This is a genomic window from Candidatus Chloroploca mongolica (assembly GCF_004762035.2).
GTDB classification, from domain to species: Bacteria; Chloroflexota; Chloroflexia; order Chloroflexales; family Chloroflexaceae; genus Chloroploca; species Chloroploca mongolica.
Map to the genome: position 1 here is coordinate 146,772 of NZ_SIJK02000004.1, position 17,206 is coordinate 163,977.

17 protein-coding genes are annotated in these 17,206 nt (G+C 56.8%); 12 read left to right on the forward strand and 5 right to left on the reverse strand.

Translation table 11 applies throughout. The annotated features are described in order from the left end of the window. The 3 genes from EYB53_RS03815 to nusA form a co-directional block, all read right to left on the reverse strand. The coding region (locus tag EYB53_RS03815) for a hypothetical protein (RefSeq protein ID WP_254150867.1) at nucleotides 1–316 on the reverse strand (316 nt) is incomplete at its 3' end. A 101-nt stretch (nucleotides 317–417) separates the two neighbouring features. Beyond that, entirely contained in the window at nucleotides 418–723 is a 306-nt protein-coding gene (rnpM, locus tag EYB53_RS03820; RefSeq protein ID WP_135476888.1) for an RNase P modulator RnpM, read from the reverse strand. A gap of 18 nt (nucleotides 724–741) precedes the next feature. Beyond that, the gene (gene nusA, locus EYB53_RS03825) at nucleotides 742–2,064 is read right to left on the reverse strand and encodes a transcription termination factor NusA (protein ID WP_135476889.1); all 1,323 of its coding nucleotides are present in this window, start codon (nucleotides 2,062–2,064) and stop codon (nucleotides 742–744) included. A 426-nt stretch (nucleotides 2,065–2,490) separates the two neighbouring features. Here nusA and EYB53_RS03830 point away from each other — a divergent pair, with 426 nt between their 5' ends. From EYB53_RS03830 to EYB53_RS03845, 4 genes are all read left to right on the forward strand, one after another. Next, nucleotides 2,491–2,631, forward strand: coding sequence for a hypothetical protein (locus EYB53_RS03830; RefSeq protein WP_167857242.1), 141 nt, complete (start codon nucleotides 2,491–2,493; stop codon nucleotides 2,629–2,631). 284 nt (nucleotides 2,632–2,915) lie between these two features. Then, a complete protein-coding gene (locus tag EYB53_RS03835) occupies nucleotides 2,916–5,336 on the forward strand; it encodes a DUF8815 domain-containing protein (RefSeq protein ID WP_135476890.1) in 2,421 nt (806 codons plus the stop codon). Further along, nucleotides 5,333–6,292 carry an ABC transporter ATP-binding protein gene (locus EYB53_RS03840; protein ID WP_135476891.1) on the forward strand — a complete coding sequence of 320 codons (960 nt, stop codon included), beginning with the start codon at nucleotides 5,333–5,335 and terminating at the stop codon, nucleotides 6,290–6,292. The genes EYB53_RS03835 and EYB53_RS03840 overlap by 4 nt, the downstream gene beginning before the upstream one ends. Nucleotides 6,293–6,388: 96 nt before the next feature. Further along, nucleotides 6,389–7,432, forward strand: a complete 1,044-nt coding sequence (locus EYB53_RS03845; RefSeq protein WP_254150868.1) for an ABC transporter permease — start codon at nucleotides 6,389–6,391, stop codon at nucleotides 7,430–7,432. A gap of 66 nt (nucleotides 7,433–7,498) precedes the next feature. Here EYB53_RS03845 and lexA read toward each other — a convergent pair whose 3' ends face one another. Then, a complete protein-coding gene (lexA, locus tag EYB53_RS03850; RefSeq protein ID WP_135476892.1) occupies nucleotides 7,499–8,158 on the reverse strand; it encodes a transcriptional repressor LexA in 660 nt (219 codons plus the stop codon). A gap of 180 nt (nucleotides 8,159–8,338) precedes the next feature. Here lexA and EYB53_RS03855 point away from each other — a divergent pair, with 180 nt between their 5' ends. From EYB53_RS03855 to EYB53_RS03890, 8 genes are all read left to right on the forward strand, one after another. After that, nucleotides 8,339–9,271 carry an ROK family protein gene (locus tag EYB53_RS03855; RefSeq protein WP_135476893.1) on the forward strand — a complete coding sequence of 311 codons (933 nt, stop codon included), beginning with the start codon at nucleotides 8,339–8,341 and terminating at the stop codon, nucleotides 9,269–9,271. Between the two features lie 9 nt (nucleotides 9,272–9,280). Then, nucleotides 9,281–10,693: a FecR family protein gene (locus EYB53_RS03860; protein WP_135476894.1), complete on the forward strand. Its 1,413-nt coding sequence runs from the start codon at nucleotides 9,281–9,283 to the stop codon at nucleotides 10,691–10,693. 3 nt (nucleotides 10,694–10,696) lie between these two features. Continuing rightward, nucleotides 10,697–11,113, forward strand: coding sequence for a holo-ACP synthase (acpS, locus tag EYB53_RS03865; RefSeq protein ID WP_135476895.1), 417 nt, complete (start codon nucleotides 10,697–10,699; stop codon nucleotides 11,111–11,113). Continuing rightward, complete coding sequence (locus EYB53_RS26560) at nucleotides 11,110–12,759, forward strand: NAD(P)H-hydrate dehydratase (RefSeq protein ID WP_371879063.1); 1,650 nt, start codon at nucleotides 11,110–11,112, stop codon at nucleotides 12,757–12,759. The genes acpS and EYB53_RS26560 overlap by 4 nt, the downstream gene beginning before the upstream one ends. Next, nucleotides 12,746–14,050: a pyrimidine-nucleoside phosphorylase gene (locus EYB53_RS03875; protein ID WP_135476896.1), complete on the forward strand. Its 1,305-nt coding sequence runs from the start codon at nucleotides 12,746–12,748 to the stop codon at nucleotides 14,048–14,050. Before EYB53_RS26560 ends, EYB53_RS03875 begins: the two co-directional genes overlap by 14 nt. 26 nt (nucleotides 14,051–14,076) lie before the next feature. After that, the gene (locus tag EYB53_RS03880) at nucleotides 14,077–14,487 is read left to right on the forward strand and encodes an FmdB family zinc ribbon protein (protein WP_135476897.1); all 411 of its coding nucleotides are present in this window, start codon (nucleotides 14,077–14,079) and stop codon (nucleotides 14,485–14,487) included. A gap of 74 nt (nucleotides 14,488–14,561) precedes the next feature. Further along, nucleotides 14,562–15,905 carry an acetyl ornithine aminotransferase family protein gene (locus EYB53_RS03885; protein WP_135476898.1) on the forward strand — a complete coding sequence of 448 codons (1,344 nt, stop codon included), beginning with the start codon at nucleotides 14,562–14,564 and terminating at the stop codon, nucleotides 15,903–15,905. Further along, nucleotides 15,890–16,918, forward strand: coding sequence for an ATP-binding protein (locus tag EYB53_RS03890; protein WP_135476899.1), 1,029 nt, complete (start codon nucleotides 15,890–15,892; stop codon nucleotides 16,916–16,918). The genes EYB53_RS03885 and EYB53_RS03890 overlap by 16 nt, the downstream gene beginning before the upstream one ends. Before the next feature lie 13 nt (nucleotides 16,919–16,931). Here the strand turns inward: EYB53_RS03890 and EYB53_RS03895 are convergent, their stop codons facing one another. Next, nucleotides 16,932–17,144, reverse strand: a complete 213-nt coding sequence (locus EYB53_RS03895) for a hypothetical protein (RefSeq protein WP_135476900.1) — start codon at nucleotides 17,142–17,144, stop codon at nucleotides 16,932–16,934. Between the last annotated feature and the right edge of the window lie 62 nt (nucleotides 17,145–17,206).

Consider the following 17,206-nt stretch of genomic DNA (forward strand, 5'->3'; position numbering starts at 1 on the left):
GATTACTGCCACCGCCGGGGCCGCCGGGGCCACCGGGGCCACCGGGGCCACGACTACCGCCGCCGGGGCCGCCAGGTCCACGGCTACTCCCGCCACCGGGGCCACGCCCGCCGGAGCCACCAGGCCCGCCGGAGCCACCAGGCCCCCCGGGGCCACGATTACTCGGGCCACCGGGACCACGTCCACCGGAGTCACCAGGACCACGCCCCCCGCCGCTACCAGAACCGCGGTTGCCACCACCTGGCCCACCCGAGTCACGACTGCCAGTAGCAGAAAGATCGGCATCACGGGAAGAGACGCCTGTAGTAGTTTTCATTTCTTCTTATCCTTTCACTTCCCTGAGCCGTTCAGGTGGCCGAATGCCACCGCGACCGACCAATGGAGCTAAGCTTTGTCTGTACTTACATCATCAGCGCTTCATATCTTCGTTGTTTCTAGATCGCGCACATATGCCAGCAACAGAGCACTCACGTCAGGTTCAATACTTGCCACCCGCAGGGCTCGTTCGAGTTGATGCCGCTTGAGGGCGACCTCCCAGCAGGTTATTTCAGGGCAAAGATAGGCCCCACGTCCATTGAGGCGACCCGTCGGATCAATCACTACCTGTCCCTCAGCGTTGCGCACCACGCGAATAAGACCTTGTTTTGCGTCGGTACGCCGACATGCAACGCAGGTACGTTGAGGAACGGGCCTAGTTTTACGTAATCCTGACGGATGGGCCATCTTCACCTCACGGGCAAGCTATTCTTCTTCTTCGCTGCCACCCTCACCTTCAATCAGGATATAGGATGCGATCAAGCGATCACGGTCATAGATATACAACTTCTGTGATGTTGTGCGAAGTTGTACAGTCTCACCGATCAGTTCATTGCCAAGCGGGCCATAGCGATGGTTTTGATACATCACAGTAGCATCAGGCCGCACCTTGCGATTTTCAACCCGAGCGTGTGAAAGCTCAGCCTCGGTTTGCATCTGTTCAGCCTCGGCAAAGCCGCGCGCTTCTGAGGATGCCCGTTCTTCTTCCAAGAGGGCGGTTGCGCTCTTGATATCAATGCGCCAGCCGGTTAATTTTGCGGCGAGGCGAACATTCTGGCCCTCTTTGCCAATTGCCAGGGAGAGTTGCTTATCGGGGACAATCACGAGGGCCGCGTGGTCATCTTCATTCAGATGAACTTCAACCACCTGAGCTGGTGAAAGGGCATTGGCGATGAAATCTTTAGGATCAACTGACCATTGCACCACATCAATTTTTTCGCCGTTCAACTCATTGACAATATTCTGAATACGGATACCCCGCATTCCAACGCATGAGCCTACGGGATCAATGCCCTCTTGACGGGCTGCCACGGCCACCTTGGTGCGTAAACCTGGCTCACGGGCGATTGACTTAATCTCCACCGTGCCATTGTAAATCTCAGGCACTTCCATCTCAAAGAGGCGCATAATCAACTGTTTGTGCGTACGTGAAGCAATCAGACGAGGGCCACGATCCTCACGTCGGATCTCCATCAAGTAGACTTTCAGGCGTTGACCGTGATAATAGCGGTCGTTATCCACCTGCTCTTTTGGTGGAAGGATGGCCTCGGCTTTGCCCATTTCGAGGATCACATTGCCTTTGGCCATACGTTGAACCGTCGCAGTGATCAGTTCACCCTCACGATCCATATATTCGCCATAAATATACTCACGCTCAACCTCTTTGATCCCCTGGAGCACAACCTGTTTCGCCGTTTGTGCGGCGATGCGCCCGAAGTCATGCGGCGTACTCTCCACCATAATTGTTTCGCCGAGTTGTGCATCTGCCTTGACTTTCTGGGCATCGGCGATATCTATTTCAAAGCGCTCATCGAGCACATCATCAACAACCTGTTTTTCGGCATAGACCACAGCCGCCCCGGATTGTGGGTCAAGGCGAACAGTGACCTCCATAGGGGGGAGATTTGTTCCCAGGGTGCGCTTATAGGCTGTGATTAGTGCTTTTTCCATCACGTCTAAAATTGCCTCTTTGGGAATGCCCCGTTCTGCCGCAATCTGTGAAATCGCTGTATAAAAGTCGCTCTTCATTGGTTTACTTCTCGCCTACAATTAAGAAAAGTGGGGGCTACCCACTTTTCCACAACCTCACAACTCAGGCCGCAATACTAATAGATTGGCACGCGCAACCAGTTCTGGTTGGGCGATACCTTTGCCTGGACGCAAACTCAGCGATACTTCATCGCAGTGTTCCTGAACGGGCTAATGCGGCGTGACCGAACGGTTTTCTCGAAATACCATGCACAGCAAGGCAGCAAGATGCTGCGCACACAACCGTGTCGCGGTGACAGTATAACATCTCTAGATCGCTTTGGCAAACCTGTGGTCTGGAAAAATTGTGAGTAAAAACTCACAATTTTGGTATGGACGCGGTGCCTAATCTTAGGTATACTTATTATATAGACAGCCACGTCGCCTGGCGACGATGGTAGTGTCATAGTCGAAAGGATTGCTGCTATGGCTCTTTTCTTCATGCTGGTTGTGATGGCCGCCACTCTGGCGCTGCTCATGTTTATTTCGTTCACGTCTTTGCAGCGTGAGCCTGTGCTGCTTCCCATTGAGCGTTCACCCCGTCATGTACGACGTCGCGATATGTAGGTCTATCCTGGCAAGGTACGATGATGTTTGACGAATATCGTCAGGCCTTGAGCGTGCCTTGCCAACTTCTTTCTTCATGCCACCTTCGGCTGGTTGCCCCGTCTGCCCTTGCGACTGTTTGCCTCGTTTGCATGTGATTCTCTGCGTTGTAGCGCTTGCTATCACGCTTTTTTCAGTTTGCTCTTGGCTGTTCAGTATTATACTGTGGGCGGTAGTGGTTGTGAGGTCACTCCCGCCTTGTTGCGTTGGCACCGGTAGGTTTGCTTGTCTGAAGGCACGCATCTATGAAGTCTCGCTCACTGCACTGGTTGCCTGTGCTGCTGGCATTGGTGGTGCTCGTTGCACCGATGCCAGTGCTTCGTGCTGATCAAGCCGAACGGTTGTCGTTGCAAGCCAGGCCGTTGTTTGGTGATATCTTTCGCACGGCGACCTGGTTCCCTGTGGTTGTTGAGGTCGAAAATCGTGGTGCTGATCGCACGGTGCAAGTGCAGGTTGGGACGCGTGACGGGGCACAGTATGCAGCATTGCTTGAGTTGCCGCGTGATGCACGCAAGGCGGTGACGCTCTATGCATATATGACCCCTTCGTCACGGCGTCTTTTTGTGCGAGTGCTGGAAGATGGGCGCGAACTGGCAACGCAGCCATTGCAGTTGATGCCAGCGAATGCACGGGCGCATGTGATCGGTGTTGTTTCTGATCATGATCGTCCGTTGCGCCTGCCCGAGCGGTTACCTGATGGTCAACCTTTGCTGGTTATGTCGGTCATAGCTGCCGATCTCCCTTCCCATCCCCTTGGCCTGACGATGTTTGATACGCTTCTCCTCGATGAGATCACGGCTACCGAGTTGCGTGACGACCAGCAGATGGCTTTGCATGAGTGGGTTATGCGGGGTGGACGCCTGATGATTGGTGGGGGCGATCAGCTTCCGGGTTTGCTTGCCAGCCTCCCCGCTTCGCTCCGTCCAGCGCACGTCATTGGCGTGAGGCCGCTGTCGGCAGCGACCCTGGTGGGTGCATCAGGGGTTGCCGTTGCGGATGTGCCGTTTGCGCGGCTTGAGCCGGTTGCAGATCAAGAAGGTCGCTTGTCCTATCGCTTGCCACTCACATTGCCGGGAATTGATGATCCCATTGCTGTGGAACAGACGCTGGGGCAGGGTTTGCTCACCGTCCTTGCCCTGCCGCCCAGCCACCCAACCTTGCTCGCCTGGGATGGGTGGAGTTTCTTCTGGGGTGAGTTGTTGCGCTCGGCCAGTCCGCTTCCTCCGGGTTTTGTGCCGGAACAGACGAGCATGGATAGTTTTCTCGAGAGCAATATGGCGGCGAGTCTGACCAGTTTGCCTGCCCTCGAGTTTCCTCCGCTTGGTTTGTTGATGGTGCTGGTTGCGACCTATATTCTGCTGGTTGGGCCGGGTACCTTTCTGTTGCTGCGCCATCTCGACCGTCAGGCGCTTGGCTGGATCGTGGTGCCGCTGATTACCCTGGTCTTTGCAGGATTGACCTATGGGGTCGGGTTTTGGCAGCGGGGCAATGCGGTACTTTTCAATCAGGTGACCCTGATTGAACCTGCCGCAGGGAGTGGGGGGATTGCGCGCGCCCGTTCGTTTCTGGGGATTTTTTCGCCCCAGCGTGAGCAGTACACCCTCCCTGTTCAGACGGTTGTCTCGTCGCGTGTCCCACCGCTGATGCGCCCGATCTCGATCCAGGGCCCCTGGGATCTGACCCTGCCGAGCGGCGGGATTTACCATCAAGATGATAGGGTCAGCGCCGTACGTGATCTGACGATTGCGCAGTGGTCGATGCGCGCCTTGATGACCGATACGTCGATTCCGCTGGAAGGGTTACAGTCACGGGTGATCTTGCATGGTGAGCGTCTTGAAGGTGAAGTGACGAATAACACCCCGCTCATCCTGCGCGAGGTACATCTGATGCAGGGCAACCAGGTCTTGCGCCTTGGCGATCTGGCTCCTGGTGCGACAGCGAGCGGTGTCTTGCAGGTGGTGCAACAGGATCAGATGTTTGGCACAGTCTTTGTTCCGGTTAGCTATCTTATGTATGGCGAGGAACAGCAGCAGCAGGGCCTCCCCGGTGGTCAACCACTTAGCCCCGATCTCCAACAACGGGTACGGATTCTTGATGCACGGTTTAGTTATGGGCCAGGACAGCATCAGAGCGAGCCGTTGCTGGTGGCCTGGGCTGATACGGCGGCGGTGCGTTTTGGTGACGAGCAATTGCGGGTGGATCGCCAGGAACTAGCCTTGATTACGGCGTTTCCGCGCATCGAAGTCAGCGTCAGCGAGGTGAACCTGAGCGAGCAATGGATGCAGGTTCAGTTTGAGCCGAGTGCGACCAATTTCTGCTATGGAGGCCAGGGCAATGGCCTCGCACTGATACCGCAGCCGCAGGTCTTGCAGTTGCGGCTGCCGCGTGATCTGTATGGGTTGCGTCCAACGGCGTTGACGTTGTTGACCAGCGGCGATGGGGGGTGGTCTGACGGCACCAATGTCGCCCTCTTTGATTGGGGGACGGGCAATTGGGTCGCACAGCCAGTTGGTTCGAGTATGCGTGATCGTTCTTTTGCTGTGGCACAACCTGAGCGCTTTCTGCGTAGCAATGGGACGGTACGTATGCAGGTGAGCAATGAGTTACCACAGGTCGCTTTTAGTTGTGTTTACCTCGGAGTCAGTGTCAGAGGAGCCTTGCCGTGACCCCTGCGATTGAGACGATCAGTTTGAGCCGCCGCTATGGGCGTATGATCGCGCTTGACCAGCTCAATTTACGGGTCGAGCGTGGCAGTATTTATGGCTTTATTGGGCCGAATGGGGCAGGTAAAACGACGACCTTGCGCTTGCTTGCCGGTCTTCTCGAGCCGTCGAGTGGTGAAATTCGGCTTTCGGGACAACGGTTAGTACCGGGAAGTGGTCAGCGTCTCGTCGGGTATATGCCTGATTTTTTTGGCGTCTATGATGATCTGCGGGTCTGGGAGTATCTCGATTTTTTTGCCCGTTGTTATGGTATTCCATCGGATCGTCGTAGTCGTACGGTTGACGAGTTGTTGAGTCTGGTTGATCTCAGCAGCAAACGCACTGCGTATGTGCAGACGCTCTCGCGGGGGATGCAGCAACGACTGTGCCTGGCACATGCGCTGGTGCATAATCCACCGGTACTGTTGCTAGACGAGCCAGCCAGTGGTCTTGATCCGCGGGCGCGCGTCGAACTGCGTGAGTTGTTGCGTACCTTGCGTGAAATGGACAAAACAGTGGTGCTGAGTTCACATATTCTCAGCGAACTGGCCGAAATCTGTACTGAAATTGGGATCATCGAAAGTGGCAAAATGGTGATCAGTGGGCCTGTTGACGAAGTTCGGCGACAGTTGCAAGGTGGTGCGCAGTTGCGGATCCGCGTGCTGCACAGTGTTGAACAGGCCGAAATTGTTTTGCGCGGACTCGTCGGCACGGCAAGCGAAACGTTGCCACATCTGCGGAATGTGCGGCTTGCGCCAACCGAAGAACGAACCCTGATTATCGAACTTGACGAAGCGGATGAGACGTTGCAGACTCGTCTGTTGCACTATTTGATCGGTCAGGGTCTGGCGATCAGCGAATTCCGTGCTCAGGCCGAGAATCTGGAAGAACTCTTTTTACGCCTGACTGCGGGTGAGTAGGCTGTGAATTACATGTTCTGATGATTTGACGCAAAGACGCAAAGGGTAAGGTACGTGAGCGCAGGTCTTGAGAGGTGAGGGAGGCGGAGGCGAGTGTTGCATTTTCAACTGAACCCGATCATTGTCAAAGAGGTGCGCACCCGGATGCGAGGCATGCGTCCGTATCTGATTTTGACAGGATTTCTGGTGTTGCTGGCGCTGACCGGGTTGGGCATCTATCAACTGATGTTGCAGCAAGCTCGTTTTGGGGGGGCAGTGCTGAGTGCGCAGGTTGGACAAGCGCTCTTCCGTGGGCTCAGTTTTGTTGAATTGCTCTTGATTATTATGCTGGCCCCGGCCTTGACGAGCGCGACGATCAGCAGTGAGCGGGAGCAACTTACCTACGACATGCTGATGGCTACCCCGCTGCGCCCCGGGCAACTCCTCTGGGGCAAGTTGCTTGCCGCCTTGAGTTACCTCTTTTTGCTCATTTTTGCTTCGCTTCCAGTCTTTAGCATTGTACTCGTCTTTGGCGGGGTGGAACCGCGGGCGCTCGTCAAGACAGTGGTGCTCTTGCTGGTAACGACGGTTGCCTTTGGCGCGATCGGGCTCTTTTGTTCGAGCCTTTTTCGGCGTACGGCCCGAGCAACGACGGTTGCCTATCTGCTAGTCGTACTCTTGATTGGTGTTCCGCTGCTCATCGGTGCCGTGTGGGGCCAGTTCAGTAACCCACCGGGGCAATCACCGCCCCCAATGCTCTACTATCTAAACCCACTCAGTGCGCTCTTTGCGGTGACAACGATTGAGCCGGGGGTGATCGAAGGTGGCTTTGATCCAGGGATGATGCCGTTTATTGCTTTTGACTTTTCGACCGGGGGCCTGCCCTTTTTGCACCTCTTGAGCTCGGGGGTAATCTTTTACGGCCCGGCTGGCGTGGTCGTCATACCGATCTATCGGGCGACCCTGATTGGGTATAGCCTGATGACGGTGTTGCTCTGCTGGATCAGTGCTCATCTTGTCTTGCCGCATCGCCGTTGGCATCTGCGGTGGACTGATCTTGGTTTTGCTTTGCTGCTGATCGGGCTTGGGGCGGTTGCGTACTTCACCCATGCATGGTGGTATCTTGTGCCGCCACCGCTAGTGATGGGGCCAGCGGGATGAAGAGACCTGAGGGAGGAAAGAACGCCAGCTTAGCTGGCGTTCTTTCCTCCCTCAGGCCTCTGTGGTCTATTCAACGCTACGGATCACACCGACCACGCGCCCCTGAATATGCAGATTATCAGGCGTCGTAAAGATCGGCTCCATCGTCACATTGGCTGGTTGCAAGCGGATGCGTTCACCCTCGTGGTAGAACTTTTTGAGAGTGACTGCATTTTCGTCAACAAGGCGAGCAACGACGGTCTGCCCATTATCGGCGGTCTCTTGATAGCGCAAAAGCACGATATCGCCGTCGCCGATCAGCGCATCAACCATTGAATACCCACGTACCTTCAGGGCATAGACATCACGCAACTTTTCGGCTGACCCCAGTTCAGCGGGAACCTCGATCTGTTCAGCATCCTCGACATTGATCGCTTCAGGGTTGGGCAATGGTGAACCGGCGGTAATCATCCCGAGCATTGGTACCGTAAAGCCGTGTGACGTTACGACAGTCTGATCAAGGGTCATGCCTGGAATGCTGATGCCGCGGGAAATTTTGCCATCGCGGGAAATTTTGCCTTTCTCTTCCAGGATGCGCAGATTGTAGGCGACAACCGACGTTGAACTGATGCCGAGGTCATTCTGAATATCACGAATGGCTGGCGGATAGTTGTTCTTTTTGAGAAAGTCCCTGATGTAGTTCAGAATCTTCTCCTGGCGTACGGAAAGCCCATTTGAAGACCGCATATGCCCTGTCCTTTCTTCAGGCCGCAGCCCAGACAGGGGGCCAACGGCAGTATGGATGCATTGTTCAATCGTCAACCTTAACACGATAGAACGTATGTAGGATGTATTATAGCAAGCAAACACTTGTTCTGTCAAGCGTTTTCTCCACAGAGAGTCAATCAGCGTGCTATAATCGAGGGTATGGACTACGTGATTGCAGTTGACATTGGGGGAACCCAACTTCGTGCCGCGCTCGTGACGCTCACGGGTGAGCTAGTTTTGTCTGAGCGTACCGCGACGCTGGTGCATGAAGGTGCCGAGGCGGTTCTGGGGCGTGTCCTGAAGTTGATTGAACTGGTGCGGGCCGTGGTTCTGCCCAATGATCGGTTGTTGGGTCTGGGCATTGGTGCACCGGGGCCGCTTGATCCGGTCACCGGGATGATCTATTCGCCGCCGAACATGCCGGGGTGGGATGCCTTCCCGTTGCGTGATCGGGTCGCCGCAGCGACGGGTTTGCCTGTCACCCTTGGGAATGATGCCAATGTGGCTGCTTTGGGCGAGTGGCGGTTTGGGCGTGGACAAGGGCTACGCCATCTGGTTTATCTGACGGTGAGTACAGGGATAGGTGGCGGCATTATCGTTGATGGTCACTTGCTGCTTGGGCGCCTAGGGGCTGCTGGGGAACCAGGTTTTTTGATTGTGGATCAGGCGACCGGGGCGATCTGGGAAGATCTCGCTTCGGGGACAGCGCTTGGCCGTGAGGCGGCCATGCAGATGCCCCACTATCCCGATAGTGCCCTGCACAAACTGGCGACACCGGCGACGGTCACGGCCGCCGAGGTATCTCTGGCGGCGCAGCAAGGCGATCGATTGGCCCGGCAGTTAATGCAGCGTGAAGCCCATCTGCTGGGCATGGGTTTTGCTTCGATGCTGCATCTCTTCAGTCCTGAAATTCTTCTGGTAGGGGGAAGCGTCATTCTGCACAATCCAGCCTTGCTGGAGGCCGCTCGGGAAGTGGCGTATGCCAATGTACGGGTCCCACTCTATCGTGAGGTGCCCATTCTTGCGGCTTCCTTAGGTGATCACGTTGGTTTGCTTGGTGCCGCTGCCCTTGCGTTGCAGCGCATAGATTAGATATAGATTATGCAAACAGCTGATTCAGGTGTTGCCTTACGCCAGGCGGCTCAACAGCGTACGCTGAGCATTGCCTGGGCAAGCCTGCTCTTCTTTTTTGCCCTTTTTGTCGGGTTGGTGACATGGGCAGGATTGACCGTACGAAATGTGTATCAAGAAGCAACGCTCACCGGTGAAGCGACGCTGATTGTGCGTGGCCCGGCTGAGTCGTTGAGTTGGCGCCCGGCGCAGCGTACGATCTATCAGGGTGCGCCTGATGGGTTGATTCTGGCTGAGGGCGATAGTGTGCGCACGACGGCGACGGCTGGTTATGGTCAGGTAGCGACGATCAAGCTCTTTGATGGGAGCCAGTTTGATCTGTGGGCGGGAACCGACCTGACGCTTGAGACGATGCAGGTTAGTCGGTGGAACCAGGATCATTTTCGCGTGGTGATGAGGCAAAACAAGGGATACATCCGTTACGATCTGGCGGAAGCTCAGCCCTATGACCATGTACAATTCCAGGTTCATGTTGGCGATGCGTTGATCGAGTTGACGCCGGGTGGCAGTTACAGTGTCGAGTTGCGTCCCCCGGCACGCTCGGTGTTGCGGGTTGATGATGGTCTTGCGCAGGAAGTTGACGTTGCGGTGCGAAGTGGTTCGGCCACGGTTATCGGGGTGGATGGGGAAGCGGTAAGCCTCGGTTCTCGTGAACGGGTGACGATCGACGCGGCTGGTTCCCCGGGGCTTGTGGTTCCCGCACGCTGGGATCTGGTGCGTGATGGTGGGTTTAGCCAGTTTACCGAGGTAGAATACAATAATACCACGGTGGCTGATCCCACACGACCACGTTCCGAGTACTGGCACGTCTATTCAGGGCCAGATCTGCCGCGTGAGAACCAGGGCTTCTTTCGGCTTGCGCAGACCTGTCGGCCCCCGATTGTCAACAATTTCTGTGCCCCCAACGAGCGACGGGTTGCTGCCTGGTTTTATCGTTCGGGTGGGCAGACAAGTAGTTTCACGACCGGCATCAAGCAGGAACTGGGGACGCAGGGGTTGGGTGTGGACATCTCGGAGTTTCCCAGTTTGCGCCTATCGCTCTGGGTGCGGGTGCTCTATCAATCCCTGCCCGACACGGGTGATCGTGGTGTCGAATGCCCCGTGATGGTGCGGCTCATCGCGAAACGAACGACCCCGGCTGATCCTGAAGAGCAGCGTGACTATTGTATCTTTGTTGATGAAGATGCGGTTGCGCCGATGGTGCGTGAGCCAGGTGTGACGTATTATCCTGTGCCATTAGCCGAGTGGGCTTTGATCAGTTTTGATCTGCGTGAGCAAGATAAACTGCCCGATTTTCGTTATTTGCGGAGCATCCAGATCTTTGCACAGGGCCATGACTATGATTCACGGGTTACCGAGGTTTCACTTGTTGGCGAGCAATAGTTGATGATTTATCATGGCATTGATCTTGTAGAAGTCGGGCGTATACGTGAAGCGGTCGAACAGTGGGGCGAGCGTTTCACGCAGCGGATCTTTACCCCAGGGGAACTGGAAGACTGTGGCTTTGCGACGCGAGCACCACGCTTTGATTCGCTGGCGGCTCGCTGGGCGGCCAAAGAAGCCACGGTGAAAGCGCTTGGGCGTGGCCTGAGTGGCCTCGGGGCCGCCGAGGCGACGGTGCCGCTGCTGCATCTGCACGAGATCGAGGTTCGACGGGCTGATGATGGTCGGCCCCAGCTCGTGTTGCATGGTGCGGCCGCAGAGGCTGCGGCGGCCCTTGGCCTGGCCGAGTTGTCACTGAGCCTGACGCATACGCGGGAGTATGCGATGGCGAGTGTGGTTGGATTGGCAGGCTTGCCGTGAAAATTGTTGCTACAGCAGAAATGCGGCGCTTGGAACAGGCTGCGGTTGAGGCCGGCGCTACGTGGGAAGGTTTGATGGAGCATGCCGGCCTTGGGGTGGCCCGTGAAGCCTTGCGTTACCTTGGCGACCCCGTTGGTCGCCGAGTACTGGTACTGGTTGGGCCTGGCAATAATGGTGGCGATGGATTGGTGGTCGCTCGTCATTTGCACGATGCAGGTTCTGTCGTCGCGCTCTATCTCTGGCGGCGCCAGGGAGTTGAGCATGATGCCAACTGGCAGCAGTGCCGCCAACGGGGCATTATTGAGCACGAGGCTGCGCACGATCCTGATTTGCATTGGCTCACGGTAGCACTGGATCGTACCGATCTGGTGGTTGATGCGCTGCTTGGCATGGGCGCTTCGCGGTACCTGGATCCGAGCCTGGCGGCGATTGTTGCGCAAGTCAATGCCGTGCGCCGCCAGGCCAGCGTGACGACTGGCCCGCAGCATCCACTCGTTGTTGCGGTTGATCTGCCCACGGGCGTGCAATCAGATAGTGGTGCTGTGCTCGGAACGGCACTCTATGCCGATCTTACGGTGGCGACCGGCTTGCCCAAACCAGGGCTTTTCGCTTATCCCGGACGAATGTATCGAGGGCACCTTGCCCTGGCCGAGCTTGAAATTCCTACGCATGATTTGGAGGCGCTTATGAGCGATCTGCTGACCGCAGCCTATGCTCGATCGTTGTTACCGGAACGACCACTTGACGCACACAAGGGGAGCTTTGGCAACGTAATGGTAGTGGCTGGTTCACTTCGGTATCCTGGGGCGGCTTTTCTCGCCTGTGCCGGAGCGGCGCGTGCGGGGGCCGGGTTGGTGACCCTTGCCGGTGCTCGTACGGTGCTGGGGATGGCGGCGCGGCTCCCTGAGGTGACGGTGTTGCCGCTGGCTGAGGGTGATTGGGGGGCATTGGGCCCTGCTGCGCTGGAAGAGTTTGGCAAAGAGGTAACGGGCTATAAGGCCCTGGTGCTTGGCCCTGGACTTGGTCAGGCTGACTCGACCCGGGCCTTTGTGGAACGTGCCTTTGGCCTGGATACACCAAAAACAAAACCACGAGTTGGTTTCTTCTCCAGTAGTGCTGAAGAACAGCCTTCGACCTCATCAGCCGTACCGTCCTTGCCCTTGACGGTGCTTGATGCCGATGGTCTTAATCTGCTGGCGACGATTGACGACTGGAGTGAACGGTTGCCGAAAGAGCATTTTGTCTTTACCCCGCACCCCGGAGAATTCCGTCGTTTGTTGAAGCTAGAGAGCTTGCCCGAAGATCGGTTGGCTGTAGTGCGCGAGGCTGCCGAGCGTTGGGGGCAGGTCGTGGTGCTCAAAGGGGCAACCACGCTCATTGCGGCCCCAGATGGGCGGACACTTGTGCATGACGGGGCCAACCCTGCCCTCGCAACGGCAGGTACGGGCGATGTGCTGGCGGGGGCGATTGGTGGCCTGCTCGCGCAGGGGTTGAGTCTGTATGATGCGGCTGCGCTGGGTGTCTATCTGCACGGGGCCGCTGGCGCACGGGTGCGGGACGATATGGGTGAGATGGGGACACTGGCTGGCGATCTGTTGCCTGAACTGCCACGAACGATCAAGGATCTACGTTATGCGCATGGTTGATCTGATTGCCAGGAAGCGCGATGGCCTGCCCTTGACCCGTGAAGAGATCGACTGGCTGATCGCTGGCTACAGTGATGGTACCATCCCTGATTACCAGATGAGCGCATGGGCGATGGCTGTATTGCTGCGTGGCATGGATGATCGCGAGACAGCCGATCTTACGCTGGCAATGGCGCAGAGTGGCGATATGCTCGATCTCCACGATCTGGCCCCAATCACGGTGGACAAACATTCGACCGGCGGCATTGGCGACAAGACGACGCTGGTGCTTGGGCCAATGGTGGCTGCACTCGGTCTACCTGTCGCCAAGATGAGTGGACGTGGACTTGGGTTCAGTGGCGGCACGATTGACAAGCTCGAAAGCATACCCGGTTTTCAGACGACCCTTGATGGTGCTACTTTCCGCCGCCTGGTACGCGAGGTTGGCCTGGCGGTCGTCGCCCAAAGTGGCGACCTGGCTCCTGCCGATAAACGACTCTATGCCTTACGCGATGTGACGGCAACCGTTGAGTCGATGCCCTTGATCGCCGCGAGTGTGATGAGCAAGAAACTGGCTGCTGGCGCAGATTGCATCGTGCTTGATGTAAAATATGGGAGTGGCGCGTTTATGCGGACCCTCGGGGAGGCCCGTCACCTGGCGCAGATCATGGTGAAGATCGGGCAACTCGCGGGTCGGCGTGTTGCGGCAGTGCTCAGTTCGATGCAACAACCGCTTGGCCAAGCAGTTGGCAATGCGTTGGAGGTACGTGAAGCGATTGCCGTGTTGCGCGGAGGTGGGCCGCCTGACCTCGTTGAGCTTTGCCTGGTGCTGGGAAGCGAACTTGTTGTGTTGGCAGGGCTGACACAGGAGCCGGATGAGGCGCGGGCGATGCTGCAAGCGACGTTAGCCAACGGTTCAGCCTGGGCGAAGTTTCATGCGATGGTCAGCCATCAGGGTGGCGACGTGCGCGTGATAGAGCAACCGGATTTGTTACCGGTGGCGCCGGTGCAGCAGCCGCTCGTTGCGCCATGTACAGGGTATGTTGCCACCATTGATGGGATGGCGCTCGGGTTGGCGGTGAATGCGCTCGGGGGTGGTCGCGCACGCAAAGAGGATCTGATTGATCCGGCGGTCGGGTTGATGATCCAGGCTCGTGTGGGCGATCTGGTTGAGGCCGGGCACCCGTTGTTGACGATCCATGCTGCCGACGAGTCTGCTGCCGCCCAGGTTGCGCCCGCTTTACTGGCTGCCTACCGTTTCAGTGACCAGCCGGTTGCGCCTCCTGCGCTTGTTGAAGCCATCTTACGCTAGACTTCGGAAAGGGAAATACGCTACCTATGCCAATTTACGAATATCTCTGTCCAACGTGCAACGGTACCTTTCAGAAACTGGTACGGGGTTTTCAAGATCCCGAGGGTCTGATCTGTCCGCGTTGTGGCAATCACGACGTGCAGCGCGCCGTTTCGCGGTTTGCCACCTTGAAATCAGAAGAGGCACGGATGGAAGCCCTGGCCGATCCTTCGACCCTCGCTGGACTCGACGAGAGCGATCCGCGCTCGATTGCACGCTGGGCCAAACGTCTCGGCAAAGAATTGGGTGAGGAGGCTGGCGAAGATTGGGACGAGATGGTTGAGCAGATGCTTGATGAAGAGCTTGCAGGTGAAGGCAACACAGGTGAAGATGACGAGGGTGAAGGAAAACCCGCCCCTGCGCGGGCCAAACCACACGATCTCGGGTGGGGCGATTAAGTGACCTGGTGTGCTGAAGAGCGCTATGCGCCGATGGTCATATGGTATGCTTGCAGTGATAAAGGAGTAGAAAGATGAGTACGTCACAAACAGTTGATCTTAGTGAGCGACCTGCCGAGCTACCGGGGCCAAAGGCGCGTCATTTTGTTGAGCGTGATCAGCGGGTCATGGCCCCGATGGGCCGCGTTTATCCGCTGGTCATTGATCATGCGTTGGGGTGTGAGGTCTGGGATGTTGATGGGCATCGTTACCTCGATATGACGTCGGGCATTGCGGTGCTTGCCGCAGGGCATTGCCACCCGCGGTTGGTCAAGACGATTCAGGCGCAAGCTACGCGCTTTACGCATATGGCGGGGACGGATTTTTACAATGAGCCGATGATCAAGGCGGCAGAAAAACTTGTGTCATTGATGCCAGGGGGCGCAGGCTGGCAAGTTTTTTATACTAATAGCGGTACCGAGGCGATTGAGGCAAGCATCAAACTGGCGCGATATGTGACAGGCCGTCAAAATATTATTGGTTTTTATGGTGCTTTTCATGGTCGTTCATATGGAAGCCTCTCCGTGACGGCCTCGAAGCCGCGTCAGCGTGAGGGGTTCTTTCCGCTCTTGCCGGGAACCTTTCACACCTATTACCCCAACTGCTACCGTTGCCCGATCAATCTCACATATCCTACGTGTGGCATTGCCTGCCTCGATCTCATCGAAAAGACGCTCTTTCGGACAACAACGCCCCCTTCGGAGGTAGCCGCGATTGTTGTTGAGCCGATCCAGGGCGAGGGAGGCTATCTGGTGCCGCCGGAGGGGGCGCTGGTCAAACTGCGCGAGATCTGTGATCGTCATGGCATCCTCTTGATCTGTGATGAAGTCCAGAGTGGCATCGGGCGAACGGGTAAGATGTGGGCCTTTGAGCATGAAGGCATTGTGCCTGATATCGTCGCGTCGGCCAAGGGGCTTGGCGGTGGTTTGCCGATCGGGGCAATGATCGCCCGCGAAGAACTGGCGCAGCGCTGGCTTCCCGGGGCGCATGGCAATACCTATGGCGGCAACGGCCTGACCTGTGCCGTCATGCACGACGTGCTGAGCCTGGTTGAAGAGGAGTTGATGGCAAATGCGGCGACGGTTGGCGCGCATCTGCTGGCGGGTCTTCAAGCCTTGCAGGCTGAATTTCCACAGATCGGAGTCGTGCGGGGCCGTGGCCTGATGATCGGGGTTGAGTTTATCGAACCTACCTCTGGGGCGCCTGACCACGATCTGGCTGAGGCGATTATGCAGGAAGCCTTTCTCAACAACTTGCTGGTGCTGACCTGTGGAGCCTCAACCATCCGTTTCTGTCCGCCACTCGTGTTGACCCATGCCGAGGCTGACGAAGCGATCGAACGTTTTCGCCAGGTGCTCACGATTTGTCTGGCGAGCTGACAGCGACGATGCGTGCGTTTGTCGAACAGTATTATGCGCTTGCCCCGCTGCACCTGCCATCGTATCGCACCTTGCGGTACGATGGCGGGGATATGAGTGTCGATCTGGCAATGTTTTCCCCTGCCGATCAGCGGTTGCTGGGGCGTCTCTATCAGGCCTTAACCGATATCTTTGAACTGTTGCGCGTCCATCGCCATAACTCGGTCGTGGCTCTGCCCCGCCTGCGCACGCTCTATCATCAGGGTGATTGGGCGGCACTGGTGTATGATATTCGGGCCTTGGGTGAGACGTTACCTGTTGAAACGACCTCGCAACGGGTTTATCAGGTGATTCACGACTTGCGAGGTGGCGCGTTCCAGGCGCTGGCGATGCATTTGCAACTACTCACCCTTCAGATGGAAGGGCTTGCCAACCTGCACCGCATGTTTTTTCTTGCACGCGATCAACTCAAAATGATGCGCAATGCCCTTCCCGCGATTGATCCTGCCGGGTTGGCGCGTGATCAGAACGGGGCCGTGCATGCGGTTGAACTACTGGTTGAGAAGTGGCAAGCGAGTAGCCAGTATTATGGGGGGCACGAAGCCGTGATCACGGTTGAGGCGCACTATACTGGTGCCATTGCCGAGCGTTGTTTGGAATTCTCGGCGCTTGATCGGGTGATCTACAATCTCATTAACAATGCGGTCAGGCACAGTGCTACCCAGAAGATCGCGTTGACCATCCTGCCCCTCGGAGCGGAACCGGCAGACCTGCGTTTTGTGGTGACCAATCCTCTGACGGTTGAACAGCAGCGCATCCTCGAAAACCGGTTCCCTGAGGGAGTTGGTGGGCTCTTTCATGGGGGCTTTACGACTGATGGGAGTGGCCTGGGGTTGCGGATCTGTGCTGATTTTGTCTGCAATGCCTATGGGCTCAAGGATGTCGCTCAGGGCTTGGCCGAAGGGCATTTTGGCATTGTGCTTGCGCACAACCACTTTGTCGCCTGGTTTCACTGGCCGGTCGCGGCTGACTAAGTGAGTTGCTGCTTCAAGCCAGAACAGCAGGAGCATACCCTGCCTGGTTGAGCGCATCAATTATGTGCGCCAGGCTAGCCTGTTGATCGCGTTCGAAGCGAAGCGTACGGTCGGCAAGATTTGCGATGGGGTGATGGATGCCTGGTTGCTCGGCAACGAGGCTGAGGATCACCCGACGGTCGCGTTCGGTGCGCATCTGCTCGATCCGCAGGATTTCAAGAATCATGGCTGGGCCTTTGTTTGTGTGAGCCTTTGCTCAATTCAGTGTAGCGTAGGTTGCCCGATGGG

Coding starts and splice junctions, on each gene's coding strand:
- EYB53_RS03880 (WP_135476897.1), top strand. CDS start 14,077: ATGCCAATTTACGAATATCTCTGTCCAACGTGCAACGGTACCTTTCAG.
- acpS (WP_135476895.1), top strand. CDS start 10,697: ATGATTTATCATGGCATTGATCTTGTAGAAGTCGGGCGTATACGTGAA.
- EYB53_RS03860 (WP_135476894.1), top strand. CDS start 9,281: ATGCAAACAGCTGATTCAGGTGTTGCCTTACGCCAGGCGGCTCAACAG.
- EYB53_RS03855 (WP_135476893.1), top strand. CDS start 8,339: ATGGACTACGTGATTGCAGTTGACATTGGGGGAACCCAACTTCGTGCC.
- nusA (WP_135476889.1), bottom strand. CDS start 2,064: ATGAAGAGCGACTTTTATACAGCGATTTCACAGATTGCGGCAGAACGG.
- EYB53_RS03885 (WP_135476898.1), top strand. CDS start 14,562: ATGAGTACGTCACAAACAGTTGATCTTAGTGAGCGACCTGCCGAGCTA.
- EYB53_RS03875 (WP_135476896.1), top strand. CDS start 12,746: ATGCGCATGGTTGATCTGATTGCCAGGAAGCGCGATGGCCTGCCCTTG.
- rnpM (WP_135476888.1), bottom strand. CDS start 723: ATGGCCCATCCGTCAGGATTACGTAAAACTAGGCCCGTTCCTCAACGT.
- EYB53_RS03895 (WP_135476900.1), bottom strand. CDS start 17,144: ATGATTCTTGAAATCCTGCGGATCGAGCAGATGCGCACCGAACGCGAC.
- lexA (WP_135476892.1), bottom strand. CDS start 8,158: ATGCGGTCTTCAAATGGGCTTTCCGTACGCCAGGAGAAGATTCTGAAC.
- EYB53_RS03835 (WP_135476890.1), top strand. CDS start 2,916: ATGAAGTCTCGCTCACTGCACTGGTTGCCTGTGCTGCTGGCATTGGTG.
- EYB53_RS03830 (WP_167857242.1), top strand. CDS start 2,491: ATGGCTCTTTTCTTCATGCTGGTTGTGATGGCCGCCACTCTGGCGCTG.